The sequence below is a fragment of the Paraburkholderia sp. J76 genome, assembly GCF_905220295.1.
In the GTDB taxonomy this organism is placed as follows: Bacteria; Pseudomonadota; Gammaproteobacteria; order Burkholderiales; family Burkholderiaceae; genus Paraburkholderia.
The window spans coordinates 25665-50937 of record NZ_CAJMZJ010000008.1; the positions used below are offsets into that span (position 1 = coordinate 25665).

The window sequence follows — 25273 nt, forward strand, 5'->3', positions numbered from 1 at the left end:
AACATCTACCAGGCAGACAGCATGGCAACCAGCATGATTCCCGTCACTATCCTGACCGGCTTTCTCGGCAGCGGCAAAACCACGCTGCTCAAGCGCATCCTGAACGAGAAGCACGGCATGAAGATCGCCGTGATCGAGAACGAGTTCGGCGAAGAGAACATCGACAACGAGATCCTCGTGCAGGACAGCACCGAGCAGATCATCCAGATGAGCAACGGCTGCATCTGCTGCACGATCCGCGGCGACCTCGCGCGCGTGCTCGGCGACCTCGCGCAGCAAAAGCGCGACGGCAAGCTCGACTTCGACCGTGTGGTGATCGAAACCACGGGTCTCGCCAATCCGGGCCCGGTCGCGCAGACCTTCTTCATGGATAACGAGATCGCCGACGAATTCCTGCTCGACGCAATCATCACGCTCGTGGACGCCAAGCACGGCAACCATCAGCTCGACGAGCACGAAGTGGTGCAGCGTCAGGTCGGTTTCGCCGACCGCCTCTTCATCACGAAGGCCGATCTCGTCGACGAAAAGGAACTCGCCGACCTGCGGCATCGGGTGCTGCACATGAACCCGAAGGCGCAGATCCGCCAGGTGAATTTCGGCGAGGCCGACATCAAGGAAGTGTTCGATCTGCGCGGCTTCAACCTGAACGCCAAGCTCGAAATCGACCCGGACTTCCTCGCCGAAGACGAGCACGATCACGATCATCACGACCATGCGCACGGGCACGACCACGCGCATGATCACGACCACGCCGATTGCGATCACGATCATGGCAAGTGCACGCACGAAGGCCACGATCACGGCCACCACCATCACGCGCACCACGACGACAAGATCAAGTCGTTCGTCTACCGCAGCGACCGCCCGTTCGATCCGAACCGCCTGGAAGACTTCCTCGGCGGCATTCTGCAGATCTATGGCGAGCGTCTCTTGCGCTACAAAGGAGTGCTCTACATGAAGGGCGTGGATCGCAAGGTGGTGTTCCAGGGCGTGCACCAGATGATGGGCAGCGATCTGGCCGCCAAGTGGCTGCCCATCGAGAAAAAGAGCAGCAAGATGGTGTTCATCGGCATCGAACTGCCGCAGGACCTCATCACCGACGGCCTCGACGCCTGCCTCGCCTGACGGAATCCTCCCGTTTTTTAGGCACTTTCGCCTATTTTTCAGATAAACGCCCGGCCCGCAGCCGGGCGTTTTTGTCTGCATTTCGTCTGCGCTTTGCGCGCCCGAACGGGCGTTGGTGCTCCGTTTGCGGCCTGCGCCGGGATCTCTTGCCGGTTCGGGCGTCAAATAACGTACCCGACCATCGCTTTTTCACGATTGGCGCGTTATATTTTCTGGATATCGACCGGTTCGCGGACGGCCTGGCGACAGGCGAGCCAAAGCAGGGATTTCCCGCTTGCAGCGCGAGTTTGCGGTTCGGTTACAATACGGCCCCACTGGAAGAGAGGTGCCCCGGATTTCCCCCGCGGGACGCCCCGCCGGCAGCGCAACGGTCGCAGCGCGCAGTCGGTACGATATATGCCTCAGGAGCATCTGAAGACCGGTTTCCAGAGGAGTTCGGCCCCGCAGCGGCGCTTCGGGCGTCACGACAGTTCATCGTCCGTGCCCGCCAGCGCGCAATAACGGCGCGGTAACTGCGCCTGGCAAAGTGGTAAAGGCTGGAATTGGCCACCGCGGCCACTGCGGGCAACACAAAAGTGCAGGCAAGATGTGCCAGTTTTGCCTCACTCATTGAAGAAGCAAGCCAGATGACGACGAAACGACTCTTGACCGAAGCCGAAATCCTGAAGATGGGCGACAAGGATTACATGAACGAGGATCAGCTCGCCTTCTTCAAGAACCGGCTCGAACAGTTGCAGGCGGAAATCCTCCGCAATGCGGGCCAGACCACTGAGAATCTGCGCGAAACCGTGATCGTTCCCGATCCCGCCGACCGCGCGACGATCGAAGAAGAGCATGCGCTCGAACTGCGCACGCGCGACCGAGAGCGCAAGCTGCTCAAGAAGGTCCAGCAATCGCTCGCGCGCATCGATTCCGGCGACTACGGCTGGTGCGAGGAAACGGGCGAGCCGATCGGCATCCCCCGCCTGCTCGCGCGCCCCACCGCCACGCTCTCGCTCGAAGCGCAAGAGCGCCGCGAACTGCGCCAGAAGCTGTTCGGCGATTGAGCTTTTTTCTGGCCGCGAAGCGCAGCATGCGCGGCTAGCGACTTGCCTTCCCTGTCGAAGCGCACGGAGCCCCGTGCGCTTTTTTCTTTTGCGCGCGCCGCTTTTTTCTCCCTTTTTTCTCCTTTACCCGTCCGGCCGCCCCGCCGTTTTCTGCGCCCGCGGCTCTTGATATGCCCCGCGACGCCCTAAACTCCAGGTGATATGCGCTCGCCGCGCGCCCCAAGGCGCGCGCAACGCATCCGGATTCTGGGCAGCGGCGCCCACGCTGCGCCCTCCCGAAAGCGGCAGGCATTCCACCTACGCATCCAACCCGGCATCAACGGTAAAAAGGAACGCACATGGAGCAATTTCACGGCACGACGATCGTATCCGTGCGGCGCGGCGACAAGGTCGCGCTCGGCGGCGACGGCCAGGTCACGCTCGGCAACATCGTCATGAAGGGTGGCGCGAAGAAGGTCCGTCGCATTTACGGCGGCAAGGTCATGGTCGGCTTCGCCGGCGGCACCGCCGACGCGTTCTCGCTGCTCGACCGCTTCGAAGCCAAGCTCGAAAAGCATCAGGGCAACCTCACGCGCGCCGCCGTCGAACTCGCCAAGGACTGGCGCACCGACCGCATGCTGCGCCGCCTCGAAGCCATGCTGATCGCCGCCGACGCGACCACGACGCTCGTGATCACCGGCAACGGCGACGTGCTCGACCCCGAAGGCGGCATCTGCGCGATCGGTTCGGGCGGATCGTACGCCCAGGCCGCAGCGAAAGCGCTCGTCGACAACACCGAACTCTCGCCGCGCGAGATCGTCGAAAAGTCGCTCGAGATCGCGGGCGACATGTGTATCTACACGAATCACAACCGCGTGATCGAAACCATCGAATAACTCGCGAAACCGCCGGACAGACGAGAAGGAATCAGGATGAGCACCATGACCCCCGCCGAGATCGTCTCGGAACTCGACAAGCACATCATCGGCCAGGCGAACGCGAAGAAAGCCGTGGCCGTCGCGCTGCGCAACCGCTGGCGCCGCCAGCAGGTCGCCGAGCCGCTGCGCCAGGAAATCACGCCGAAGAACATTCTCATGATCGGGCCGACGGGCGTCGGCAAGACGGAGATCGCGCGGCGTCTGGCCAAGCTCGCGGACGCACCGTTCATCAAGATCGAAGCGACCAAGTTCACCGAAGTGGGCTACGTGGGCCGCGACGTGGACAGCATCGTGCGCGACCTCATCGAGATCTCGGTGAAGCAGACGCGCGAAACCGAAATGCGCAAGGTGCGCAGCAAGGCCACCGACCAGGCCGAGGACCGCATTCTCGACATCCTGCTGCCCAGCGCGCGTCCCGTGGGCTTCGGTTCGTCGGATGCGTCGAGCCACGCCGAAGGCGCGGACAACGCCACGCGCCAGACCTTCCGCAAGCGCCTGCGCGAAGGCCACCTCGACGACAAGGAAATCGAGCTTGACGTCGAACAGCCGCAGGCGGGCATGGACATCATGGGGCCGCCGGGCATGGAAGACATGACCGAGCAGATCCGCTCGATGTTCGCCAATCTCGGCGGCGGCAAGAAAATGCGCCGCAAGCTCAAGGTGAAGGAAGCGCTCAAGGTCCTCACCGACGAAGAAGCGTCGAAGATGCTCAACGACGAAGAGGTCAAGACCAGGGCCGTGCAGAACGTCGAACAGAACGGCATCGTGTTCCTCGACGAAATCGACAAGATCGCCTCGCGCAACAACGAAGGCAGTGGCGGCGAGGTTTCGCGCCAGGGCGTGCAGCGCGACCTGCTGCCGCTCGTGGAAGGCACGACCATCAACACGAAGTACGGGATGGTGAAGACCGATCACATCCTGTTCATCGCGAGCGGCGCGTTCCATCTCTCGAAACCGAGCGATCTGATCCCCGAACTGCAGGGCCGCTTCCCGATTCGCGTGGAACTCGACTCGCTCTCCGTTAAGGACTTCGAAGCGATTCTGGTCGCAACCGATGCGAGCCTCGTGAAGCAGTATCAGGCGCTGCTCGCGACCGAAGACGTGCAGCTCGATTTCGCCGAAGACGGCATTCGCCGCCTCGCGGAAATCGCCTTCTCCGTGAACGAGAAGACCGAGAACATCGGCGCGCGCCGTCTCTACACGGTGATCGAAAAGCTGCTGGAAGACGTGTCGTTCGCGGCGGGCAATCACGCGGGCAAGAGCGTGACCATTGACGCGGCCTACGTCGACAAGGCGCTCGGCGAAGTGGCGCAGGACGAAGACCTGTCGCGCTACGTGCTTTAAGCGCGGCGCAACACGCAGGAAAAAGGGACCTCGCGAGGTCCCTTTTCTTTTGCCGCGCCGTTCGCGCTTACTGGCGCTTACTGACGCTTACTGGCGCACCGGGCGCTTCGCGAGCTTGCGCTGCAGCGTGCGCCGATGCATGTTGAGCGCGCGCGCCGTGGCCGAGATGTTGCCGTTGTGCTCGGCCAGCACGCGCTGGATGTGCTCCCATTCGAGGCGCGCGACGGAAAGCGGCGCCGGGTGCTCGATGGCCTCTTCGGCCTGCATGGCGCTCGCATCGCTTTGGAGTGCAGAGAGAATCATCTCGACGTTCGCGGGCTTGGCCAGATAATTGTCCGCGCCGTCCTTCACGGCCTGCACCGCCGTGGCGATGCTCGCGTAGCCCGTGAGCACGAGCATGCGCGCGTCGGGCTGCAGTTCGCGAAGCGGCGCGATGAGCGACAGGCCTGAATCGTTGCCGAGATGCAGGTCCACGGTGATCTGCGAGAACTTCTGCTGGTTGGCGAAACGAATCGCCTCTTCCGCATTGTGCGCCTGCTTCACCTCGAAGCCGCGCCGCGTGAGGCCGCGCGTGAGGATGTCGGAGAACACTTCGTCGTCGTCGATGACCAGAAAACTCATATCGCTCATGCCTATTTCTCCGTGTTGTTACGCGGCGTCGGGCCGGCCCGGCCCCTCGCCTGATCCAATCTCCGAACCTGCGGACGCTGCGCCTTCTCGCGCCGCCGCCGCGGGGTTCACCTGACCCGCCTCACCCGCCTTGACCGGCTTCGCCGGCAAGCGCAGCACCGCACGCGTGCCGCGCGCGCGGCGCGTCACGCTGCCGGTTGCATTGCCTGCCGAAGTCTCGTCGTCCGCGCCGCTCACTTCGCCCGACGCGCTGCCGGGCGGCGTGACGTCGTTTAGCTCGATCGAGCCGCCAAGCCGCGCCGCCGACGAAAACGCGAGGTAAAGCCCGACGCCGTGACCGCCCTGCGTGCTGTCCACGGGAGCCGCGCCAAGCGAAGCGCGCAGCGACGACGGAATGCCGGGCCCCGCATCGCAGACTTCGAAATCGACGTAACCCGCCCGCGCGGCCACATAGGCGCGCAAGGTCACGAAATCGCGGCTGGCGCGCGCGGCGTTGTCGAGCAGGATGGTGAGGATCTGACCGACCGCGACGGCGTCGTCGAGGGCGAAGTCGCTCGGTCCATTGCCAAGGAGTTCGAACTTCACGTGCGGATGGCGCAGACGCCATTGCTCGACGAACGGCCCAAGCCATTCGCCCACGGCCTGGCGCGCCCCCGTGGAAGACGCGCGGCTCCTGAGGCGCGCAAGCGCGGAAGTGCAAAGCGAGATCTGCTTGTCGAGCAGTTCGAGGTCGGCGCAATACGGTGCGAGGCCCTTGTCCGTGCGCGCGACGTCGCGCAGTTCCTCGGTGAGCATGGCGATGGTCGAAAGCGGCGTGCCGATCTCGTGGGCCACCGTGGCGGCCTGCACGCCCAGCGCCACGGCGCGCTCGTCGCGCAACAGGCGCTGCTGCGCGTCGCCGAGCGCGGTGTCGCGCTGGCGCAGCGCGCGCGACATACGCGCGACGAACCACACGATCAGGCACACGCTCACCATGAAGTTCACCCACATGCCCGCGCGATAGTAGTCGAACAGGTTGGCGGGGTTGTCGAGATTAAGCGGCACGCTGTCGAAGCCGAGCAGCACGTAGCAGGCCACGGCGAATGCCGCGAGCCACGCGGTGAGATACCACGGCAGCACGGCGGCGGCGATGGCGAGCGAAGGCAGATAAAGCGAGACGAACGGATTGGTCGTGCCGCCGGAAAGAAAGAGTAGCGCGGAAAGCGCGCCGAGATCGACCCAAAGCTGGCCGAACAGTTCGAGATTCGATTCGGGACGATCCTGCGTGACGCGCAGCCAGGTCACGCCGTTGAACGCGACCTCCATGGCGATCACGAACAGCATGGCGGGCAGCGGCAACTGCACGCCGATAAAGAGTTGCACGAACGCGATCGTACAGAGCTGGCCGATGATGGCGAGGCTGCGCAGCCAGAACAGGTGGCTGAGATTGACGCGAGCACTGACGGTTATGCGATGCATGCTGTCAGTTTACCGGTTAAGACTTGTCTGATTCATTATCTTGAAAAGGTTTGCTTCAATCTATGTCATCCGCCGACCACATTTATTTCGGCGCTTTCTGACAAGCTAGAAGGACTCATGCAGACCTCGCTTCCCGGCGCGCTCCAACCCGTGCGCGATCTTTTTCTCCGGTTCATCGACGCGGCGGCCGCCGGCGGGGCCAACGAGACAGCCGATGCGCCCGCACACGCGTTGCTGGCCGCCACGCGCGCTTCGCTACGCAGCGTCGACGACGACACCCTCATGCTCATCGCCGCCTGCGCCAAGGATGGCGCTCTGGCGGAAGAAGCCGTGCGCATAAGCGCCGCGATCGCCCGGCTCGCCCCGAACCGTGCCGCCGCGTGGTTCGCCGCGGGTCTCGCGCTGCAGTTTGCAAACCGTCACGCCGAAGCCGTAGAACCTTACCGCCATGCGCTGACGATCGCGCGCACGTTTCCAAATCTGCGCAACAATCTTGCTACGGCTTTGATCCAAGTCAATTTTGGGAACCCCGAGATTCGGCCGCTGCTCGAAGAAACCGTTGCGGAGGAACCCGGCAACGTCAACGCCTGGATCAACCTGGCCCGCGTGTTCCCCACCGATACCAACGCGACGCGTCCGCTCGAGGCAAGCCGCCGCGCGCTCGAACTCGCGCCGCAAAGCCCGCTCGCCCTCAACAACTATGCGATGGCCTGCAAGGAAGCGCAGCAGTGGGACGAGGTCGAACGCGCCGCGCGCGCCGGCTGCCAGTATGCGCCCAACGACGCATCGCTACGCGTGAACCTGTCGATGACCCAGCTTCTGCGGGGTAACTACGCGCAAGGCTGGCCCGGACACGAACTGCGCTGGAAGGGATCGAGCGAACTTGCCACGGGGCGCCCGGTGTTTCCGAAGCCCGAGTGGCGAGGCGAGCCGCTCGCGGGCCGCACGTTACTGGTATGGGGCGAACAGGGCATGGGCGACCTGCTGCAGTTCTGCCGCTACGTGCCGATGCTTGCGGAGCGCGTGCATCGCGAAGGCGGCCGGCTCGTCTGGAATTCGTTCCCGCAGATGGGCGCGCTGCTCGCGCGCAGCCTGGGCGCCCATTGCGATTTGTACTGCGCGGGCGGCCCGGTCGAAGCGCTGCCGCCGTACGATTGCGAAGTCTCGCTGCTGAGCCTGCCGCTGATCTTCGGCACCGAGGAAGCGACGATCCCGGGTCCCACGGGCTATCTCAAGCCCGATCCCGAGGCGACCGCGCATTGGCGCGAGCGCCTTGCGGGCGAAAAGCGCCTGAAGGTCGGCCTCGCATGGACGGGCAGCCTCACGCACAAACGCAATCCGTTTCGTCGCGTCGGGCTCGACCGGTATGCCACGCATTTCGGCGGCATCGAGGGCGTGGCGTTCTACTCGCTGCAACCAGGCGCGGAGCAGGACGTCGCCGCAGCGCGCGAGGCCGGTTTCGAGGTGAGCGATTTCAGCGCGCAGTGGAAGACCTTCGACGACACCGCCGCGTTCATCGACTCGCTCGATCTGGTGATTTCCGTGTGCACGTCGAGCGCCCATCTTGCGGGCGCACTCGGCAAACGCACCTGGGTCCTGCTCGACGTGAATCCGCACTGGGTCTGGCTGCTCGATCGCCGCGACAGCCCGTGGTATCCGAATACGCGGCTCTACCGGCAAAAGACGTTCAGGCAGTGGGAGCCCGTGCTCGACGAGGTAAGCGCCGATCTCGCGGCGCTCGCGCACGGCGCGCCAGCCGGTGCGCAAGTCAAGGCTTAGCGCGGCTGTTCTTCGGCGCGGCGCCCACGGCGGGCGCCGCCGCCGCTACGAGGCATTCGGGGCAGAGGCACCGCCCGCGCGGGTCGAGTTCGCTCGCGGGCAACGCGGGCAGCGAATTGCACCAGCAATCGAAGGGTTCGGTTTTCCTGCCGCAATCGAAGCTGTTCCCGCATCGCGGGCAGCGGGCGCTCTTCACGCCAGTGGCGGGCACGGCGGAGGCGGTCATGGCGCGCACTCCTCTCGAAGCCATGGGTTGGCGACACAGAGATGATGCCACAGCCCGGGCGCGCAACCCTTCGCTCGGGCTTTTCACGCGGTTCCGCCCGCTTTCCGCCCCCGCATTCCGCCCTGTTTCGGCACGCCGCCGCCGCCCCGGCGCCCTGTTGCGCATGCGCCTCGCCGTCCGTCCGGTACGCGCCGTTTTCGCCGCCGTTTTCCCTGCTGCACTGCGCCAGTCCTGTACAATCCGGCCTGTTTCGACCGTTTTGCAGCCGCGCTTTTCGTCCGCGGATCTTCGTCCACGAGTTTCGTCCGCGAGTTTTTTCCGCGAGTTTTTTCCGATTTACGTCCAGTCTCCGCCGCCATGTCCGAGCCTCTCGACCTTTCGCAGATCGCACCCACCCTGAAAGCCGAAATTCTGGCCGAAGCGCTGCCTTACATTCGCCAGTATCACGGCAAGACCGTCGTCATCAAATACGGCGGCAATGCCATGACCGAAGAGCGGCTCAAGCAGGGCTTCGCGCGCGACGTGATCCTGCTCAAGCTCGTGGGCATCAACCCGGTCATCGTGCACGGCGGCGGCCCGCAGATCGACACGGCGCTCAAGAAGATCGGCAAGCAAGGCACCTTCATCCAGGGCATGCGCGTGACCGACGAGGAAACCATGGAAGTCGTCGAGTGGGTGCTCGGCGGCGAGGTGCAGCAGGACATCGTCACGCTCATCAACCACTTCGGCGGCCACGCGGTCGGCCTGACCGGCAAGGACGGCGGCCTGATCCACGCGCGCAAGCTGATGATGCCGGACCGCGACAACCCCGGTCAGTACATCGACATCGGCCAGGTGGGCGAAGTCGAGGCGATCAACCCGGCGGTCGTGAAGGCGCTCCAGGACGACGCGTTCATTCCGGTGATCTCGCCGATCGGTTTCGGCGAAGACGGCCTCTCGTACAACATCAACGCCGACCTCGTGGCGGGCAAGCTCGCGGTGGTGCTCAACGCCGAAAAGCTCGTGATGATGACGAACATCCCCGGCGTGATGGACAAGGCGGGCAACCTGCTCACAGACCTCTCGGCGCGCGAGATCGACGCCCTCTTCGAAGACGGCACGATCTCGGGCGGCATGCTGCCGAAGATCTCGTCGGCGCTCGACGCGGCCAAGAGCGGCGTGCGTTCGGTGCACATCATCGACGGCCGCATCGAGCACTCGGTGCTGCTGGAAATCCTGACCGAACAGCCGTTCGGCACGATGATCCGCTCGCACTAAATCCCTCTCCCCGGCGGCGGCGCCGTGCCGCCGCCGCGCCCCAGGTTCGCGATGACCGACTCCAGCATCCATGCCAGGCGCGCCCGGCGCCGGCCGCGCCGCGTCGCGCGAACAGCGGGCGCTCCCACCTGGCTGTTCGATCTCGACAACACGCTGCACAACGCGTCGCGCGCGATCTTTCCGGCCATCAACGCCGGCATGACGCAGTACATCATCGACGCGCTCGGCGTGAGCCGCGACGAAGCCAATCACCTGCGCGTGAGCTACACGCAACGCTACGGCGCGACGCTGCTCGGCCTCGCGCGCCATCATCCGATCGATCCGCACGACTTCCTCAAGGTCGTGCACACCTTCGACGACCTGCACGGCATGCTGCACGCCGAGCGCGGCCTCGCCCGCATGCTCGCCGCCCTGCCCGGGCGCCGGATCGTCCTCACCAACGGCCCCGAGGACTATGCGCACGCGGTTCTCGCGGCGCTCGGCATCGAGCGGCTGTTCGAGCGCGTGATCGCCGTCGAGAACATGCGCAGCGCGCGTGGCCACTGGCGCGCCAAACCCGACCGCGCGATGCTGCGCGGCACGCTGCGCCGCGCTGGCGTGGCGCTCGCCGACGCCATCCTGATCGAAGACACGCGCAGCCATCTCAAGCGTTACCGGCGCCTTGGCATCCGCACCGTATGGATCACCGGGCATTTGCCGGCGCATCTGCCGGGCACGGGCCGGCCTCACTATGTCGATCGTCGCATTCGTTCGCTAAAATCCCTGAAACCAGGCCTGCTGTCGGGACGCTCGAAGTAAAAAACGGGGGAGCGTGAACCCAGGGGCCAACGCCAGGGACGATATCCATGCAGCCGACACAAACGCGTAACGCAGTCGAAGCAGCAGAATCGCCGGGCGCGGCCCGCCGCGCCTCCCGCCCGAAGCCGGGCGAACGCCGTATCCACATTCTCCAGACGCTCGCCACCATGCTCGAAGCGCCGCGCGGCGAGAAGATAACCACCGCGGCGCTGGCCGCGCGCCTGGGCGTTTCCGAGGCCGCGCTCTATCGCCATTTCGCGAGCAAGGCCCAGATGTACGAGGGCCTGATCGACTTCATCGAGCAGACGCTTTTCGGGCTCATCAACCAGATCGTCGAAAAAGAGCCCAGCGGCGTTCTGCAGGCGCGCGCCATCGCGCTCATGCTCGTCAACTTTTCCACGCGCAATGCGGGCATGACGCGCGTACTCACGTGCGAAGCCCTCGTGGGCGAGCACGAACGCCTCGCGGAGCGCGTGAACCAGATGCTCGACCGCGTCGAAGCGTCGCTGCGCCAGTGCCTGCGCGTCGATCTCGCGCAAGAGGCCGAGCGCGCCAAACTTTCAGGGTCCGACCATGTCGGCGCGAAGGCCGCCGCCAAGGGATACGATCCAACGGTCCGTGCGAATCTGGTCGTGCGCTATGTGATGGGTTGCTGGCATCGCTATGCGCAAAGCGGTTTCACCCGTTCCCCGAGCGAGCACGCCGACGAGCAGATCCGCATCATTCTTCAATAGCGCGGCCGCGCGGCGTTTTTTCGCGGCGGCCGCTCGCGCCGCTCACAAGGAGAACCGCCGCATGAACCGTCCCGTTCCTCCCTTCGGCCTGCCGCCCATCCTCATGGGCCTTTCCGCCCATTGGGGCTGGCTCGTCGCGCGCGGCATCGCCGCCATCGTTTTCGGCGTGCTCGCCTTCTCGCTGCCCGGCCTCACCGTGCTCACGCTCGCCATCGTCTGGGGCGCTTACGCCATCGTCGACGGCGCATTCGCGCTCATCTACGGCGCGCGCGGCGGCGGCACGCGGCGCTGGACTTACGTGATCATCGGTTTGATCGGCGTGATCGCGGGCCTCGTGGCGTTCTTCTGGCCCGGCGAGACGGCCATCGTCCTCGTGATGATCATCGGCGTGTGGGCGTTCTTCACGGGCATCTTCGAAATCGTCTACGCGATCCAGTACCGGCACGCCATTGCGCATCCGTGGGCGGTCGGGATTTCGGGGCTGCTCTCGGCCACGGTGGGCTTTTTCTTCGCGATGTTCCCGGGCGCCGGCGCGCTCTCGCTGATCTGGGTGATCGCCGCCTACGCCGTGCTCTACGGTCTCCTGATGATCATCGCGGCCTTGCAACTGCGGCGCTGGCGCAACGCACGTTCTTCCGCGCCCGCGACGTGACAAGGCTTCGCGGCCTCGGGCGGCGCGCGCTCACGCGAAGGGAAAGCGCGAGCGCGCCGCCCGGGCCGGCTTTCCCCGCGCGCCGCGTCGCTTTGCACTTTTTCCGATATACTCTGCGTTCCTTTTGCAATACCCACGCGCCGATTTGCTGACTCGATTGCGGGCGCGTGAACTTCCGGGTTTCAAACCAGAAGTTCGATATAAATGCGGCTAAAGAGGTCGTCAGCCGCGCCAACTTTCTCGCACTCCGCGCCCGCCGACACCGTTTAGCCGCCCCGAAAAACCAAGGCGGAACGAATGGAATCGATCGGCATCGTCGCTCCTCAAACACTGCATTTCGACGAGCCCCTGCAACTGCAGAACGGCACGGCGCTGGCTGGGTACGACCTCGTGGTCGAAACCTACGGCACGCTCAACGCCGCGCGCAGCAACGCGGTGCTCGTCTGTCACGCGCTCAACGCCTCGCACCACGTGGCGGGCGTCTACGCGGACGACCCCAAAAACGTGGGCTGGTGGGACAACATGGTCGGCCCGGGCAAGCCGCTCGACACCAACCGCTTCTTCGTGATCGGCGTGAACAACCTCGGCTCGTGCTTCGGCTCGACCGGCCCGATGAGCATCGACCCGGCAACGGGCCAGCCCTATGGCGCGAAGTTTCCGGTCGTGACCGTCGAGGACTGGGTGGACGCCCAGGCGCGCGTGGCCGACCGCTTCGGCATCGGGAAATTCGCCGCGGTGATGGGCGGCAGCCTTGGCGGCATGCAGGCGCTTGCATGGAGCCTGCGCTATCCGGACCGTCTGGGTCATTGCATCGTCGTCGCGTCCACGCCAAAGCTCTCGGCGCAGAACATCGCGTTCAACGAAGTGGCGCGCTCGGCCATTCTCTCGGACCCCGACTTCCACGGCGGCGACTACTACGCGCACGATGTGAAGCCGCGCCGCGGCCTGCGCGTGGCGCGCATGATCGGCCACATCACCTATCTGTCCGACGACGACATGGCCGAAAAATTCGGCCGGGCGCTGCGCCGCGCGGAAGGCGCCGTCGACGAATACAACTTCAATTTCGACGTGGAATTCGAAGTGGAGTCGTATCTGCGTTATCAGGGCGACAAATTCGCGGACTACTTCGACGCGAACACCTACCTGCTGATTACGCGCGCGCTCGATTACTTCGATCCGGCCAAGGCGTACGACGGCGACCTCACGCGCGCGCTCGCGCACACGAAGGCGAAATATCTCGTGGCGAGCTTCGCGACCGACTGGCGTTTCGCGCCCGCGCGCTCGCGCGAACTCGTGAAGGCGCTGCTCGATCACAAGCGCCAGGTGACCTACGCTGAGATCGACGCGCCGCACGGCCACGACGCCTTCCTGCTCGACGACGCGCGCTATCACAACGTGGTGCGCGCCTATTACGAACGTATTGCCGCTGAGGTGGGCGCATGAACCAGAGCGCATTCGACAGTCTTTCCGCCCGTCCCGACTTTCGCACCATCGCGCGCTGGATCGAACCGCGCGCCAAGGTGCTCGACCTCGGTTGCGGCGACGGCTCGCTGCTCTCGCTCCTCACGGAAGAGCTGGAGTGCACGGGCTATGGCATCGAGATCAACGACGCGGGCGTGCTCGCTTCGGTGAAGAACGGCATCAACGTGATCCAGCAGAATCTGGAAGACGGCCTGCGCCTCTTCGAAGACGCGAGCTTCGACTTCGCGATTCTTTCGCAGACGCTGCAGACCATCCACCAGACCGCCGCGATCCTGCGCGAGACGGCGCGCGTGGGCAAGGAGTGCATCGTCTCGTTCCCGAACTTCGGCTACTGGCCGCACCGGCTTTCGGTGCTGCGCGGCCGCATGCCGGTTTCAAAGTCGCTGCCCTACCAGTGGCATAACACGCCTAACGTGCGTGTTCTCACGGTGAAGGACTTCGAGGCGCTCGCGCCCGAGGTGGGTATCGAAATTCTCGACCGCGCCGTGCTTCATGGGGGTCAGACCGTTCGATGGGGTGTGAACTGGCGTGGTAGTCTTGCGGTCTATCGCGTGAGAAAAAAATGACGCCGTGCGCGGCGTCGCGTGTTTTCCGCCCGACCGGTTCGCGAGGAACCGCACCCAACACCGCCGCCGCTAACGACGACATGCAGAATCCGCCCCCCGAGGCACCCGCCCGCAACGATCACCTCGCCGCTCACGAATCCCACCCCGGCTGGCGTGCGTATCTGAATACGCACATGCTGATCTGCGTGTTCCTCGGCTTCACTTCCGGGCTGCCGCTCTTCACGCTCGTCTATCTCGTCCAGGCGTGGCTGCGCTCGGAGGGCGTCAATCTCAAGGAGATCGGCCTCTTCGCGCTGATCCAGTTCCCGTACACGTGGAAGTTCGTCTGGGCGCCGCTCATGGACCGCTACGTGCCGCGCCTGCCGGGCTGGCGCCCGGGGCGGCGGCGCGGCTGGATGCTCGTCACGCAGATTCTCGTGGCGCTCGCCATCGGTACACTTGGCTACCTTTCGCCGAAAGATTCGATTCTCACCGTGGCCGCGCTTACCGCGCTCGTCGCGTTCTTCGGCGCGAGCCAGGACATCTCCATCGACGCGTATCGCCGCGAACTGCTGCGCGACACCGAGCAGGGCCTCGGCAACGCCGTGCATGTGAACGCCTACAAGATCGCGGCGCTCGTGCCGGGTTCGCTCGCGCTGATCCTCTCCGATCATCTGCCGTGGAGCACCGTGTTCGTCGTGACGGCGGCGTTCATGATTCCCGGCATGATCATGACGCTCGTGGTGAAAGAGCCCGAGGTGCATGGCGCGCCGCCGAAGAACCTGCGCGAAGCGATCGTGCAGCCGTTCGCCGAATTCGTGCGCCGCGACGGTCTCGCCGCGGCGCTGTTCGTCCTCGCGTTCATCTTCCTCTACAAGCTCGGCGACACGATGGCGACCACGCTGTCCACGTCGTTCTTCCTCGACATCGGCTATACGCGCACGGAGATCGGCGTGATCGCCAAGATGACGGCGTTCGGCGCGAGCCTCGCGGGAGGCATCATCGGCGGCGTGGCGCTCGTGAAAATCGGCATCGGGCGCGGGCTGTGGATCTTCGGTTTCCTGCAGATGATTTCGACGCTCGGCTTCGCGTGGCTCGCGCAACTCGGCCCGGGCTCGCCCTCGCTCGCGGCCATTTACGACGCGGTGCTCGCCGTGAACCACGCGGTTTCGTCGGCGGCGGAACTCTTCGGCGCCAATGTGCAATTCACGCTCGACCCGCGCGCCGTTGCGCTCGCACTCGTGTACGGTTTCGAGACCTTCGCGACCGGCCTCACGCTCGCCGCGTTCACGGCCTACATTGCGAGCACGACCGATCCGCGTTACACCGCCACGCAGTTCGCGCTCTTCACGAGCCTCGCCTCCGTGCCGCGCACGCTGGCCTCCGCCGCGAGCGGCTACGTGGTCGCGAAGATCGGCTGGTTCGACTACTTCATCGTCTGCACGGTGCTGGCCGTACCGGGTATGCTCCTGCTCATTCGCATTGCCCCGTGGAGAGTCCGGTCGTGAGCACGCATGAGACCGCCGTGCACAGCCGGCGCGCGCCGCAGCGCCGGGGCGTGCGCGCCCGTGCGCTCATGCTGGCGCTTGCCGCGGCGTGGGCCGGCCTTTTTGCATGGCATGCCCGTGGTGCGGAGAATCCCGCCGCCACGAGCGCGTCGGCGGCCGCGCCGGGCAACGTCGCCGCGCCGCCGGCAGGCAGCGTCGCGAGCGCAAGCGCCGCCGCCATCAACCCGACGAATAACGCGAACGCCACGCCGGGCAACGTCGCTCCCGGCGCGCCGAACACGGGCCGCGTGGTGCGCTTCGGCAACGCCGCCGTATACCGCAACCTGATTCCCTCGCCGATGCTCGAAGCGCAGGCCACCGCCGAGTTCAACGAGATCGTGCGCGGCGCGGCCCATTCGAACCGTCTCTATGCCGAAAGCGATCCGCACGTGCAGCGTGTGCGGGCTTTCGTCGACCGGCTCGCGCCTTATGCGCAGAAGTGGAGCGATCGCGTCAAGAACTGGAAGTGGGAAGTGGCGGTGATCCGCTCGAACGACATTCGCATGTACGCGCTGCCGGGCGGCAAGATCATCGTGTATGGCGGCTTGCTCGACCGCGTGAAGCTCAACGACAACGAGTTCGGCATGCTGCTCGGCCACGAGATCGCGCATGCGGTGCGCGAACACGTGCGCGAGCGCCTGGGCGAACAACAGGCCGCGCAGATCGAATCGGGCACCGTGCCGCAGCTATTCGGGCTCGCGGATCTCGGCGTGTTTCCGCTCGGGATCGGCTCGCAGCTCGTGGAGATGCATTACGGCCGCGCCGACGAAACCGAAGCCGACGTGATCGGCAGCGATATCGCCGCGCGCGCGGGCTTCGATCCGCGCGCCGCGCTCACGCTCTGGGACAAGCTCGCGGCGGCGACGCGCGCCGACCGCGACCAGGGCTTCATCTACGTGCATCCTTACACGCCCGCGCGGCGCGCCGACATCGCCAAGCGCCTCGCCGACATGATGCCGCTCTACGCGAAGGCCATCGGCAAGCCGCTCGCCGAACTGCCCGACTACGCGGGCATCCCGGCCATGCAGAAGCGCAAGGTGGTTTCGGCGCCGTGAAAGCGGTTTCGCGGTGCGCCCAAGCGAGCGTCAGCTTTTGACCTTGTAGTCGTAGTCGATCGTCAGCGGCGCGTGATCGCTGAACTTGATGTCCCTGAAGATCGACGTCTTTTTCGCCTTGTGCGCAATGCCGGGCGTCGCGATCTGATAATCGATACGCCACCCCACGTTCTTCGCGTACGCCTGGCCGCGGTTGCTCCACCACGTGTATTGCTCGGGGCGCGGGTCGAGCGTGCGGAACACGTCGACGTAGCCCACTTCGTCGAAGAGGCTCGTGAGCCACGCGCGCTCTTCGGGCAGGCAGCCGGAGTTCTTCTGGTTGCCCTTCCAGTTCTTGATGTCGATTTCCTTGTGGACGATGTTCACGTCGCCGCACAGGATCACTTCGCGCTCGCGCTTGAGTTCGGAGAGATGCGGCATGAATTCGTCCATGAAGCGGTACTTCGCGGCCTGGCGCTCGTCGCCGCTCGAACCCGAAGGTACGTACACCGAAATCACCGAGAGCTTGCCGTAGCGCGTTTCCACATAGCGCCCTTCCGGGTCGAACTCCTTGCTGCCAAAACCGATGATGACGTCATCGGGCTCGTGGCGCGAATACACGCCCGCGCCGCTGTAGCCCTTCTTCTGCGCATGCTGGAAGTAGCCCGTGAAGTCGTGCGGCGCGAGGAATTCCGGCGTCATGTCGTCCTGCGAGCACTTGATTTCCTGCACGCAGAGCACGTCGGCCTTCTGCTCGCCGAACCATTCGAAAAAGCCCTTCTTCGCCGCCGAGCGGATGCCATTCAGATTCGCGGTGATCACACGCAACATGTCTTCTTTCCTCTTGATTGTGCGTTGCCTCGCACGGCGCCGCGCGAGGGGATATGTTCTGTCTCAGTCGATCTTGAGACCCTTGAGTTCGGCCTTGGCCGGCGGGAATTCGAGCTTCATGCTTTCCATGAGGCGCAGCAGCAATTCGCCCACCATGACGTTGCGATGCGACTTCGAATCCGCGGGAATCACGAACCACGGCGCGTATTCCGTGGAGGTGGCCGGGAGCGCGTCCTGATACGAGGCCTGGTAGGCATCCCAGTGCTTGCGCGCTTCCACGTCCGATACGTCGAACTTCCAGTGTTTGGTCGGATCGTCGATGCGCGCCTGGAGGCGGCTGCGCTGCTCGTCCTTCGAGATATGGAGCATGCACTTGATGATCGACGTGCCGCTTTGCGCGAGCAGCGCCTCGAAATCGCGGATCTGCCGGTAACGGCGCTCGCATTCGGCCGAGTCGATCTGGCCGGTCACGCGCGGCACGAGCACGTCTTCGTAGTGACTGCGATTGAAGATGGCCAGCTCCCCCGCGGCGGGCACCTGCAAATGCACGCGCCAGAGAAAGTCGCGCGCGGCCTCCCTGGGCGTGGGCGCGCTAAACGGCACGATGCGCAGGCCGAGCGGATCGACCTCGCGGAATACGCCGCGAATCGTGCCGTCCTTGCCGCTCGTGTCCATGCCTTGCAGCACGAGCAGCACGCGCTGATGACGCTGCGCGTGCAGACGCTCCTGCAGCACGTCGAGCTTCTTGCCGATCGCGGCGACACGGTCGCGGTCGCCTTCCTTGCTGCCGGTCGAAAACGGCTTCGCGGCGGGGTCGAGCGCGCTGAGCGCGAAGGCTTCCGTCTTCTTGTCGCTGAAATACGGCACGCGGTAATCGTCGAGACTCGGGACCTTGGACATGCGTTGTTCTCCTCTCTCGTGAATACGGAAGGCAAAGCGAGCCAAAAGCGGCAAGGCGGCGTCGCACTGCCCAGCACGACGCCGCCTTGCAAGCCTGCCCGGTCGAAGCCGGACTCAGCCCAGCTTCTTCTTGAGCAGCTCGTTGACCTGCTGCGGATTCGCCTTGCCCTTCGTGGCCTTCATCGCCTGGCCGATCAGCGCATTGAACGCCTTTTCCTTGCCGGCGCGGAATTCTTCGACCGACTTCTGGTTCGCGGCGAGCACCTCGTCGATGATCGCTTCGAGCGCGCCCGTGTCCGAGATCTGCTTGAGGCCCTTCGCTTCGATGATGCGGTCCGCCGCGCCTTCGTCCGTCGCCTTCTCGTCCCACATCGCCTGGAACACTTCCTTGGCGATCTTGTTCGAGATGGTGCCGTCGGCGATACGCGCGAGCAGCACGGCGAACTGCGCAGCCGTTACCGGCGAGGCGGCGATGTCGAGGCCTTCGCGGTTCAGTTGCGACGAGAACTCGCCCATCAGCCAGTTGGCCGCGGCCTTGGCTTGCGCGCCGCCCGCCTTCGCGACGACGGCCTCGAAGTACGAAGCCATTGCCTTCGAAGACGTCAACACGTTCGCGTCATACGGCGTCACGCCGTATTGCTCGACGAAGCGCGTTTGCATGGTCGCGGGCAACTCGGACATTTCGCCCTTCACGCGCTCGACCCACGCGGCGTCAATCACGAGCGGCATGAGGTCGGGGTCGGGGAAATAGCGGTAATCGTGCGCGTCTTCCTTGCTGCGCATGGAGCGCGTTTCGCGCTTGTCCGGATCGTAGAGGCGCGTTTCCTGGACCACCGTGCCGCCGTCTTCGATCAGCTCGATCTGGCGGCGCACTTCGTACTGGATCGCCTCTTCGAGGAAGCGGAACGAGTTCAGGTTCTTGATCTCGGCGCGCGTGCCGAATTCCTTCTGGCCGACCGGGCGCACGGAGACGTTCGCGTCGCAGCGGAACGAGCCTTCCTGCATGTTGCCGTCGCAGATGCCGAGCCACACGACGAGCGTGTGCAGCGACTTCGCGTAGGCCACGGCTTCGGCCGCGCTGCGCATTTCGGGTTCCGTAACGATTTCGAGCAGCGGCGTGCCCGCGCGGTTCAGGTCGATGCCCGTCATGCCCGCGAAGTCTTCGTGCAGCGACTTGCCCGCGTCTTCTTCCAGGTGAGCGCGCGTGAGATTGATGGTCTTCTCGTAGGCTTCCTTACCGGCCTTTTCGTTGGCCGGCACCTGGATGGTGATTCTCCCGCCCTGCACGACCGGAATCTCGTACTGGCTGATCTGATAGCCCTTCGGCAGGTCCGGGTAGAAGTAGTTCTTGCGCGCGAAGATGCTGCGCGGCGCGATGGTCGAGCCGATCGCGAGACCGAACTGGATCGCGCGCTCGACGGCGCCGCGGTTCATCACCGGCAGCACGCCGGGCAACGCGAGATCGACGGGACAGGCCTGCGAGTTGGGCGCGGCGCCGAACTGCGTCGATGCGCCCGAGAAGATCTTCGACGCCGTCGACAACTGCGCGTGCGTCTCAAGACCGATAACGACTTCCCATTGTGTGCTCATGCCTGCACCCCTGTCCCTGCCGGCGCCTTGCGATGCCAGTCGGTCGCGCGCTGGAAGGCGTCGGCGACCTGCAGCATGCGGGCCTCGTTGAAATAGTTGCCGACGATCTGCAGACCGACGGGTCGCTGCGCGTTCGCACCCGCGCCGAAGCCGCACGGCACGCTCATGCCGGGCAGGCCCGCGAGGCTCGTGGAGAGCGTGTAGATGTCCGCGAGGTACATCTGCAGCGGATCGTCGCCCTTTGCGCCCAGGTCCCACGCCACGCTCGGGGCCACCGGGCCCATGATGACGTCGCACTGCTTGAACGCTTCCTGGAAATCTTGCGCGATGATGCGGCGGATCTTCTGCGCCTGAAGGTAGTAGGCGTCGTAGTAGCCGTGCGAAAGCACGTACGTGCCCACCAGAATGCGGCGTTTCACCTCAGGCCCGAAGCCTTCGGCGCGCGACTTCTTGTACATGTCGAGCAGATCGCGGTACTCGGCCGCGCGGTGGCCGAAGCGCACGCCGTCGAAGCGCGAGAGGTTCGACGAGGCTTCCGCCGGCGCGATCACGTAGTACACGGGAATCGACAGCTCGGTTTTCGGCAGCGTGACTTCCACGAGCGTCGCGCCGAGCGATTCGTACGTCTTGAGCGCGGCGTCGATGGCCGCGCGCACGTCGTCGGCGAGACCCGCGCCGAAGTATTCCTTCGGCAGGCCGATGCGCAGGCCCGCAAGCGGCTTGTCGGCGCTGGCATCGGCGCTCCCGTTGTTGTCCCACTTCTGGCCGATGAAGCGCGTGTAGTCTTCGTGCGCGTGCGTGAGGCTCGTCGAGTCGCGCTCGTCGAAACCGCCCATGGCGTTCAGGAGCAGCGCGCAATCGGTGGCGTTCTGCGCGAACGGGCCGCCCTGGTCGAGCGACGAGGCAAACGCGATCATGCCGTAGCGCGACACGCGGCCGTAGGTGGGCTTGATGCCCGTCACGCCCGTGAACGACGCGGGCTGCCGGATCGAGCCGCCCGTGTCGGTGCCGGTGGCGGCGGGCGCGAGGCGCGCGGCGACGGCCGCGGCGGACCCGCCCGACGAGCCGCCCGGCACGGCCTTCGTGTCCCACGGGTTCTTCACGGCGCCGAAATGCGAGTTCTCGTTGGACGAGCCCATCGCGAATTCGTCCATGTTGGTCTTGCCGAGGCAGACCATGCCCGCGCGCTCCAGGCGCTCGACGACGGTCGCGTCGAACGGGCTCACATAGTTTGCAAGCATCTTCGAGCCGGCGGTCGAACGCCAGCCGCGCGTGACGAACACGTCCTTGTGCGCGAGCGGAATGCCCGCGAGCGGGCCTGCGTGGCCCGAGTGCAGAAGCGCGTCGGCGGCCTTCGCCTGAGCGAGCGTCAATTCGGGATTGACGTCGACGAAAGCGTTCAAGTCTTGATGTGCCTCAATCCGACCCAGAAAATGCTGGGCCAGCTCGACTGCGGAGCACTCCTTCGCAGCCAGCGCGGCGCGCAGTTCGGTCAAGCTTTTGTCATGCATTGCGTAATTCCTGGAAGAACGTCACGGCGTGGTCGAAGTCAGATCGTTGCGCCGTCCGGAAAGCGGCTCGCCAGACGTTGACAAACGTGCGGGCCGCTTCGCGGAAAACCCGGAAAAACTCGGGAGTCCGTGCCTTTTTCGAACTGTTCCGACAACTCGAAAGGTTTCGAAAATGGCGAAAAAATGCCGCTTGTTTACTCAATCACGCGCGGTACGAGGTAAAGTCCGTCCTGCACCGCGGGCGCGGGACGTTGCAGCGCTTCGCGATCCACGATTTCGGTCACGGCGTCCTCGCGCAGGCGCAGCGCGACGTCCTCGATCTGTTCGATCGGGTGCGCGAGCGGCGCGATGCCGGTCGTATCCACGGCCTGCATCTGCTCGACGAGGCCAAAGAAGTCGTTCAGGCGTTCGAGCGTATTGCCGGCTTCGGCGTCGGCCAGTTCGAGGCGCGCAAGATGCGCGATACGCTTCACATCGTTCAGGGTCAGGGCCATGCGGTCACCGGAAAAAGAAGCTGCGGCAGTGCGGAAATTCGGTGCTGCAACAGCGGTTTATCGCGCCGGATCCGGCTCTTGAAGAAAGCTTCGACGAGGTCAAAAACTGGCTTCCGGATCCTGCAAAACAGGCAAAATTATAAGGTATCATTACGCGTTCGACCCAAACCCGGACCGCCTTGCATCCGCCTTTCGGTTCTGTACGCAACACTATGCGGCCAGACCCGATCAAACGGGCGGCGCAGCGTGGCTGCCTCCGGTAACCATCCCCGCAGTCTCAGGCCCCTCGGGGCGCCCCTTGCGACTCCCTGCGCAGTCCGCTCGTGGTGCTTTCGTGGCGGCGCATGGCGCCCTGAGGCTGTTTATTTTTCCGCTGCCGCCCTCGCCCAAGAAGCTCGAAGGTCGGCCACAAGCGAGACAGGATTTTTGAATGTTCGGTTTTCTGCGTAGCTACTTCTCCAACGACCTGGCGATCGACCTCGGCACCGCCAACACCCTGATCTACATGCGCGGCAAGGGCATCGTCCTCGACGAACCTTCGGTCGTCTCCATTCGCCAGGAAGGCGGCCCGAACGGCAAGAAGACCATTCAGGCAGTCGGCAAGGAAGCCAAGCAGATGCTCGGCAAGGTCCCGGGCAACATCGAAGCCATCCGCCCGATGAAGGACGGCGTGATCGCCGACTTCACCGTCACCGAGCAGATGATCAAGCAGTTCATCAAGACGGCGCACGAGTCGCGCATGTTCTCGCCGTCGCCGCGCATCATCATCTGCGTGCCGTGCGGTTCGACCCAGGTCGAGCGCCGCGCGATCAAGGAAGCCGCGCACGGCGCGGGCGCCTCGCAGGTGTACCTGATCGAAGAGCCGATGGCCGCCGCTATCGGCGCGGGCCTGCCGGTTTCGGAAGCCACGGGCTCGATGGTCGTCGACATCGGCGGCGGCACGACCGAAGTGGGCGTGATCTCGCTCGGCGGCATCGTCTACAAGGGTTCGGTGCGCGTGGGCGGCGACAAGTTCGACGAAGCCATCGTCAACTACATCCGCCGCAACTACGGCATGCTGATCGGCGAGCAAACGGCCGAAGCCATCAAGAAGGAAATCGGTTCGGCGTTCCCCGGCTCCGAAGTCAAGGAAATGGAAGTGAAGGGCCGCAATCTGTCGGAAGGCATTCCGCGCAGCTTCACGATTTCGAGCAACGAAATTCTCGAAGCACTGACCGACCCGCTGAACCAGATCGTCTCGTCGGTGAAGATCGCGCTCGAACAAACGCCGCCGGAACTGGGCGCCGACATTGCCGAGCGCGGCATGATGCTCACGGGCGGCGGCGCGCTGCTGCGCGATCTGGACCGCCTGCTCGCCGAAGAAACCGGTCTGCCGGTGCTCGTGGCCGAAGACCCGCTCACCTGTGTGGTGCGCGGCTCGGGCATGGCGCTCGAGCGCATGGACAAGCTTGGCAGCATCTTCTCGTACGAGTAAGCGCGCCGCGCACTGCTGCGCGCGCCCGCGGCGCGGTTTGAGCGTCGCCCCGCCATTGCTGGCGTGGCGGCGCGCGCGCCATCATGGGGAGCGCAACAGGGCGGCCTTCGGGGCGCCGAAGTCTCACACTTCGTTGCGCCCTTCGTTACACCCTCTGTTTCACCGAACCGCACACGCCCCCGGCGCCGACCATGGAATACAGTCCGCCGCCCCTCTTTAGACAGGGCCCCTCGGCACTCGCACGGCTGATTTTCTTCGTCGTGCTGTCGCTCGCGCTCCTCGTCTCCGATGCGCGCTTCAAGACGCTCGAAGTCGTGCGCGGCGTGCTCGGCGCGGGCCTGTACCCGCTCCAACGCGCGGCCCTCGTGCCGCGCGACTTCTTTATGGGCGCCGCCGATCTGGCCGTGACGAGTTCCACGCTGCGCACCGAGAACACGCAACTGCACGCGCGCAATCTCCAGCTTTCGCAGCAGGCCAACGAAGCCGCAACGCTCGCCGCCGAAAACGCGCACCTGCGCGCGCTGCTGCAGCTTTCGCAGCGCATCGGCGCGCAAACCACGCCCGCGGACATCCAGTACGACACGCGCGACCCGTTCACGCAGAAGGTCGTGATCGGAGGCGGCTCGCAGCAGGGTATCCAGAACGGCTCGCCCGTGTTGAGCGAGGACGGCGTGATCGGCCAGGTCACGCGCGTGTTCCCCATGCAGTCCGAAGTCACGCTCGTCACCGATAAGGACCAGGCCGTGCCGGTCGAAGTCGTGCGCACGGGCCTTCGCAGCGTGATTTACGGCACGGCGAAGGGCGACCTGCTCGACCTGCGCTTCGTGCCGATCAGCGCCGATCTGCAAATCGGCGACGAACTGGTGACGAGCGGCCTCGACGGCGTGTATCCGCAAGGGCTGCCGGTCGCGAAGGTGCTGCGCGTGGACAAGCAGGCCGATACGGCATTCGCACGCGTGGTCTGCCTGCCGCTCGCCGCCGTGCGCGGGGCGCGCCAGGTGCTCGTGCTGCACTATGTCCCGCAGGTGCCGCCCAACCCGGTTGCCGCCGAAGAAGCCGCGGCGGCCGCCGAAGCGAAGGACGCGAAGAAGAAGCCCGCCAGAGCCGCGGACAAGAAGGCCGACAAAAAAGCCGACGACGCGAAGGCGAAGCCCGCAGCCGCAGCTTCGGGCGCGCCGGGCGCCGCCGCGCCGGCCGCCGCCGCGCAGCCGGCAAAGCCCGCGGCGAACGCAGCAACAGCCGCCGAGGCAGCCGACAAGAAGCCGGCGCAGCAGAAGCAACCCGAAAGAAGGCCGAAGGAGAGCCTGCGGGAAGAGGCAGCGAAGGCCGTTGAGAAAGGGGGCCATTGATGCCGCGTCCGCAATACATTCTCCAGCCGGTCAATCCGTACTTCATCGTTTTCAGCCTCGCGGCGGCGTTCCTGCTGAACCTGCTGCCCTGGGGCAAGCTGCCCGGCGTGCCCGATTTCGTCGCGCTCGTGCTGCTGTTCTGGAACATTCACCAGCCGCGCAAGGTCGGCATGGGCGTCGCGTTTTTCCTCGGGCTTCTCATGGACGTCCACAACGCGAACCTGCTCGGCGAGCACGCGCTGGCGTACACGCTGCTTTCGTATGGCGCGATCACCATTCACCGCCGCGTGCTGTGGATGTCGATCGGCCTGCAGATGTTCGCCGTCACGCCCATGCTGGTCGGCGCGCAGGTCGTGCCGTTCGTGATCCGCCTGCTGATGGGCGCATCGTTTCCTGGCTGGGGTTATCTCATCAGCGGCTTCGTCGAGGCCATCCTCTGGCCGGTTGCGAGCGTGCTGCTGCTCCTGCCGCAGCGCCGTCCCGTCGATCACGACGACACCCGGCCCATTTGAGCGGCGCGCCGCGCACCGCTGGAAGACTCGCTTGACTA

General features: G+C 65.0%; 24 protein-coding genes. 16 read left to right on the plus strand and 8 right to left on the minus strand.

Annotated elements, in window-relative coordinates; all coding sequences use genetic code 11:
- The first annotated feature begins 33 nt into the window (after positions 1-33).
- The 4 genes from U5768_RS16670 to hslU all read left to right on the plus strand — a co-directional run bounded on the left by U5768_RS16670 (position 34) and on the right by hslU (position 4432).
- Positions 34-1125 carry a GTP-binding protein gene (locus U5768_RS16670; RefSeq protein WP_322031769.1) on the plus strand — a complete coding sequence of 364 codons (1092 nt, stop codon included), beginning with the start codon at positions 34-36 and terminating at the stop codon, positions 1123-1125.
- A 626-nt stretch (positions 1126-1751) separates the two neighbouring features.
- Positions 1752-2171 carry an RNA polymerase-binding protein DksA gene (gene dksA, locus U5768_RS16675; protein WP_322031516.1) on the plus strand — a complete coding sequence of 140 codons (420 nt, stop codon included), beginning with the start codon at positions 1752-1754 and terminating at the stop codon, positions 2169-2171.
- A gap of 338 nt (positions 2172-2509) precedes the next feature.
- A complete protein-coding gene (gene hslV / locus U5768_RS16680; RefSeq protein WP_158756664.1) occupies positions 2510-3046 on the plus strand; it encodes an ATP-dependent protease subunit HslV in 537 nt (178 codons plus the stop codon).
- 36 nt (positions 3047-3082) lie between these two features.
- The gene (gene hslU, locus U5768_RS16685; RefSeq protein WP_322031517.1) at positions 3083-4432 is read left to right on the plus strand and encodes an ATP-dependent protease ATPase subunit HslU; all 1350 of its coding nucleotides are present in this window, start codon (positions 3083-3085) and stop codon (positions 4430-4432) included.
- A gap of 87 nt (positions 4433-4519) precedes the next feature.
- Here hslU and U5768_RS16690 read toward each other — a convergent pair whose 3' ends face one another.
- Both U5768_RS16690 and U5768_RS16695 read right to left on the minus strand, forming a co-directional pair.
- Positions 4520-5062 carry a response regulator transcription factor gene (locus U5768_RS16690; RefSeq protein ID WP_028203192.1) on the minus strand — a complete coding sequence of 181 codons (543 nt, stop codon included), beginning with the start codon at positions 5060-5062 and terminating at the stop codon, positions 4520-4522.
- Positions 5063-5080: 18 nt separating this feature from the next.
- Complete coding sequence (locus U5768_RS16695) at positions 5081-6520, minus strand: ATP-binding protein (RefSeq protein WP_322031518.1); 1440 nt, start codon at positions 6518-6520, stop codon at positions 5081-5083.
- A gap of 117 nt (positions 6521-6637) precedes the next feature.
- On the opposite strand from U5768_RS16695, the gene U5768_RS16700 reads away from it, so the two are divergent.
- Positions 6638-8299, plus strand: a complete 1662-nt coding sequence (locus tag U5768_RS16700; RefSeq protein WP_322031519.1) for a hypothetical protein — start codon at positions 6638-6640, stop codon at positions 8297-8299.
- On the opposite strand, the gene U5768_RS16705 is transcribed toward U5768_RS16700, so the two are convergent.
- Entirely contained in the window at positions 8289-8525 is a 237-nt protein-coding gene (locus U5768_RS16705) for a cysteine-rich CWC family protein (RefSeq protein WP_322031520.1), read from the minus strand. The genes U5768_RS16700 and U5768_RS16705 overlap by 11 nt on opposite strands.
- Positions 8526-8882: 357 nt before the next feature.
- Between U5768_RS16705 and argB the strand changes: the two genes are divergently transcribed.
- From argB to U5768_RS16745, 8 genes are all read left to right on the plus strand, one after another.
- Positions 8883-9782, plus strand: a complete 900-nt coding sequence (gene argB / locus U5768_RS16710) for an acetylglutamate kinase (RefSeq protein WP_233878880.1) — start codon at positions 8883-8885, stop codon at positions 9780-9782.
- A 51-nt stretch (positions 9783-9833) separates the two neighbouring features.
- Complete coding sequence (locus tag U5768_RS16715) at positions 9834-10580, plus strand: pyrimidine 5'-nucleotidase (RefSeq protein ID WP_322031521.1); 747 nt, start codon at positions 9834-9836, stop codon at positions 10578-10580.
- A 47-nt stretch (positions 10581-10627) separates the two neighbouring features.
- Positions 10628-11314 carry a nucleoid occlusion factor SlmA gene (gene slmA, locus U5768_RS16720; protein ID WP_322031522.1) on the plus strand — a complete coding sequence of 229 codons (687 nt, stop codon included), beginning with the start codon at positions 10628-10630 and terminating at the stop codon, positions 11312-11314.
- Positions 11315-11375: 61 nt separating this feature from the next.
- Positions 11376-11966 carry an HdeD family acid-resistance protein gene (locus U5768_RS16725; RefSeq protein WP_322031523.1) on the plus strand — a complete coding sequence of 197 codons (591 nt, stop codon included), beginning with the start codon at positions 11376-11378 and terminating at the stop codon, positions 11964-11966.
- 297 nt (positions 11967-12263) lie between these two features.
- The gene (gene metX / locus U5768_RS16730) at positions 12264-13409 is read left to right on the plus strand and encodes a homoserine O-succinyltransferase MetX (protein WP_322031524.1); all 1146 of its coding nucleotides are present in this window, start codon (positions 12264-12266) and stop codon (positions 13407-13409) included.
- A complete protein-coding gene (metW, locus tag U5768_RS16735) occupies positions 13406-14014 on the plus strand; it encodes a methionine biosynthesis protein MetW (RefSeq protein ID WP_112170109.1) in 609 nt (202 codons plus the stop codon). Before metX ends, metW begins: the two co-directional genes overlap by 4 nt.
- Positions 14015-14094: 80 nt before the next feature.
- Positions 14095-15501: an AmpG family muropeptide MFS transporter gene (locus tag U5768_RS16740; protein WP_322031525.1), complete on the plus strand. Its 1407-nt coding sequence runs from the start codon at positions 14095-14097 to the stop codon at positions 15499-15501.
- Positions 15498-16595, plus strand: a complete 1098-nt coding sequence (locus U5768_RS16745; RefSeq protein ID WP_322031526.1) for a M48 family metallopeptidase — start codon at positions 15498-15500, stop codon at positions 16593-16595. The genes U5768_RS16740 and U5768_RS16745 overlap by 4 nt, the downstream gene beginning before the upstream one ends.
- 30 nt (positions 16596-16625) lie before the next feature.
- Here U5768_RS16745 and U5768_RS16750 read toward each other — a convergent pair whose 3' ends face one another.
- The 5 genes from U5768_RS16750 to gatC all read right to left on the minus strand — a co-directional run bounded on the left by U5768_RS16750 (position 16626) and on the right by gatC (position 21900).
- On the minus strand, positions 16626-17405 hold the full coding sequence (locus U5768_RS16750; protein ID WP_322031527.1) for an exodeoxyribonuclease III: 780 nt from the start codon (positions 17403-17405) through the stop codon (positions 16626-16628).
- Positions 17406-17468: 63 nt separating this feature from the next.
- Entirely contained in the window at positions 17469-18305 is an 837-nt protein-coding gene (locus U5768_RS16755) for a PPK2 family polyphosphate kinase (protein ID WP_322031528.1), read from the minus strand.
- Positions 18306-18419: 114 nt separating this feature from the next.
- A complete protein-coding gene (gatB, locus tag U5768_RS16760) occupies positions 18420-19895 on the minus strand; it encodes an Asp-tRNA(Asn)/Glu-tRNA(Gln) amidotransferase subunit GatB (RefSeq protein WP_322031529.1) in 1476 nt (491 codons plus the stop codon).
- A complete protein-coding gene (gatA, locus tag U5768_RS16765; RefSeq protein ID WP_322031530.1) occupies positions 19892-21406 on the minus strand; it encodes an Asp-tRNA(Asn)/Glu-tRNA(Gln) amidotransferase subunit GatA in 1515 nt (504 codons plus the stop codon). Before gatA ends, gatB begins: the two co-directional genes overlap by 4 nt.
- Positions 21407-21600: 194 nt before the next feature.
- Positions 21601-21900 carry an Asp-tRNA(Asn)/Glu-tRNA(Gln) amidotransferase subunit GatC gene (gatC, locus tag U5768_RS16770; protein WP_028203206.1) on the minus strand — a complete coding sequence of 100 codons (300 nt, stop codon included), beginning with the start codon at positions 21898-21900 and terminating at the stop codon, positions 21601-21603.
- Positions 21901-22330: 430 nt separating this feature from the next.
- Between gatC and U5768_RS16775 the strand changes: the two genes are divergently transcribed.
- From U5768_RS16775 to mreD, 3 genes are all read left to right on the plus strand, one after another.
- Complete coding sequence (locus tag U5768_RS16775; protein WP_004189550.1) at positions 22331-23374, plus strand: rod shape-determining protein; 1044 nt, start codon at positions 22331-22333, stop codon at positions 23372-23374.
- Positions 23375-23565: 191 nt separating this feature from the next.
- Complete coding sequence (gene mreC / locus U5768_RS16780; RefSeq protein WP_322031531.1) at positions 23566-24723, plus strand: rod shape-determining protein MreC; 1158 nt, start codon at positions 23566-23568, stop codon at positions 24721-24723.
- The gene (mreD, locus tag U5768_RS16785) at positions 24723-25235 is read left to right on the plus strand and encodes a rod shape-determining protein MreD (protein ID WP_322031532.1); all 513 of its coding nucleotides are present in this window, start codon (positions 24723-24725) and stop codon (positions 25233-25235) included. Before mreC ends, mreD begins: the two co-directional genes overlap by 1 nt.
- Positions 25236-25273: the final 38 nt, after the last annotated feature.

What these genes read in the sequence shown, in the direction of transcription:
- U5768_RS16670 (WP_322031769.1), top strand. Translation starts at nt 34, where the DNA reads ATGATTCCCGTCACTATCCTGACCGGCTTTCTCGGCAGCGGCAAAACC.
- U5768_RS16700 (WP_322031519.1), top strand. Translation starts at nt 6,638, where the DNA reads ATGCAGACCTCGCTTCCCGGCGCGCTCCAACCCGTGCGCGATCTTTTT.
- gatB (WP_322031529.1), bottom strand. Translation starts at nt 19,895, where the DNA reads ATGAGCACACAATGGGAAGTCGTTATCGGTCTTGAGACGCACGCGCAG.
- U5768_RS16750 (WP_322031527.1), bottom strand. Translation starts at nt 17,405, where the DNA reads ATGTTGCGTGTGATCACCGCGAATCTGAATGGCATCCGCTCGGCGGCG.
- U5768_RS16725 (WP_322031523.1), top strand. Translation starts at nt 11,376, where the DNA reads ATGAACCGTCCCGTTCCTCCCTTCGGCCTGCCGCCCATCCTCATGGGC.
- gatC (WP_028203206.1), bottom strand. Translation starts at nt 21,900, where the DNA reads ATGGCCCTGACCCTGAACGATGTGAAGCGTATCGCGCATCTTGCGCGC.
- gatA (WP_322031530.1), bottom strand. Translation starts at nt 21,406, where the DNA reads ATGCATGACAAAAGCTTGACCGAACTGCGCGCCGCGCTGGCTGCGAAG.
- argB (WP_233878880.1), top strand. Translation starts at nt 8,883, where the DNA reads ATGTCCGAGCCTCTCGACCTTTCGCAGATCGCACCCACCCTGAAAGCC.
- U5768_RS16695 (WP_322031518.1), bottom strand. Translation starts at nt 6,520, where the DNA reads ATGCATCGCATAACCGTCAGTGCTCGCGTCAATCTCAGCCACCTGTTC.
- slmA (WP_322031522.1), top strand. Translation starts at nt 10,628, where the DNA reads ATGCAGCCGACACAAACGCGTAACGCAGTCGAAGCAGCAGAATCGCCG.
- mreD (WP_322031532.1), top strand. Translation starts at nt 24,723, where the DNA reads ATGCCGCGTCCGCAATACATTCTCCAGCCGGTCAATCCGTACTTCATC.
- U5768_RS16740 (WP_322031525.1), top strand. Translation starts at nt 14,095, where the DNA reads ATGCAGAATCCGCCCCCCGAGGCACCCGCCCGCAACGATCACCTCGCC.
- metW (WP_112170109.1), top strand. Translation starts at nt 13,406, where the DNA reads ATGAACCAGAGCGCATTCGACAGTCTTTCCGCCCGTCCCGACTTTCGC.
- dksA (WP_322031516.1), top strand. Translation starts at nt 1,752, where the DNA reads ATGACGACGAAACGACTCTTGACCGAAGCCGAAATCCTGAAGATGGGC.
- hslU (WP_322031517.1), top strand. Translation starts at nt 3,083, where the DNA reads ATGAGCACCATGACCCCCGCCGAGATCGTCTCGGAACTCGACAAGCAC.
- U5768_RS16755 (WP_322031528.1), bottom strand. Translation starts at nt 18,305, where the DNA reads ATGTCCAAGGTCCCGAGTCTCGACGATTACCGCGTGCCGTATTTCAGC.
- U5768_RS16715 (WP_322031521.1), top strand. Translation starts at nt 9,834, where the DNA reads ATGACCGACTCCAGCATCCATGCCAGGCGCGCCCGGCGCCGGCCGCGC.
- U5768_RS16775 (WP_004189550.1), top strand. Translation starts at nt 22,331, where the DNA reads ATGTTCGGTTTTCTGCGTAGCTACTTCTCCAACGACCTGGCGATCGAC.
- mreC (WP_322031531.1), top strand. Translation starts at nt 23,566, where the DNA reads ATGGAATACAGTCCGCCGCCCCTCTTTAGACAGGGCCCCTCGGCACTC.
- metX (WP_322031524.1), top strand. Translation starts at nt 12,264, where the DNA reads ATGGAATCGATCGGCATCGTCGCTCCTCAAACACTGCATTTCGACGAG.
- U5768_RS16690 (WP_028203192.1), bottom strand. Translation starts at nt 5,062, where the DNA reads ATGAGCGATATGAGTTTTCTGGTCATCGACGACGACGAAGTGTTCTCC.
- U5768_RS16705 (WP_322031520.1), bottom strand. Translation starts at nt 8,525, where the DNA reads ATGACCGCCTCCGCCGTGCCCGCCACTGGCGTGAAGAGCGCCCGCTGC.
- hslV (WP_158756664.1), top strand. Translation starts at nt 2,510, where the DNA reads ATGGAGCAATTTCACGGCACGACGATCGTATCCGTGCGGCGCGGCGAC.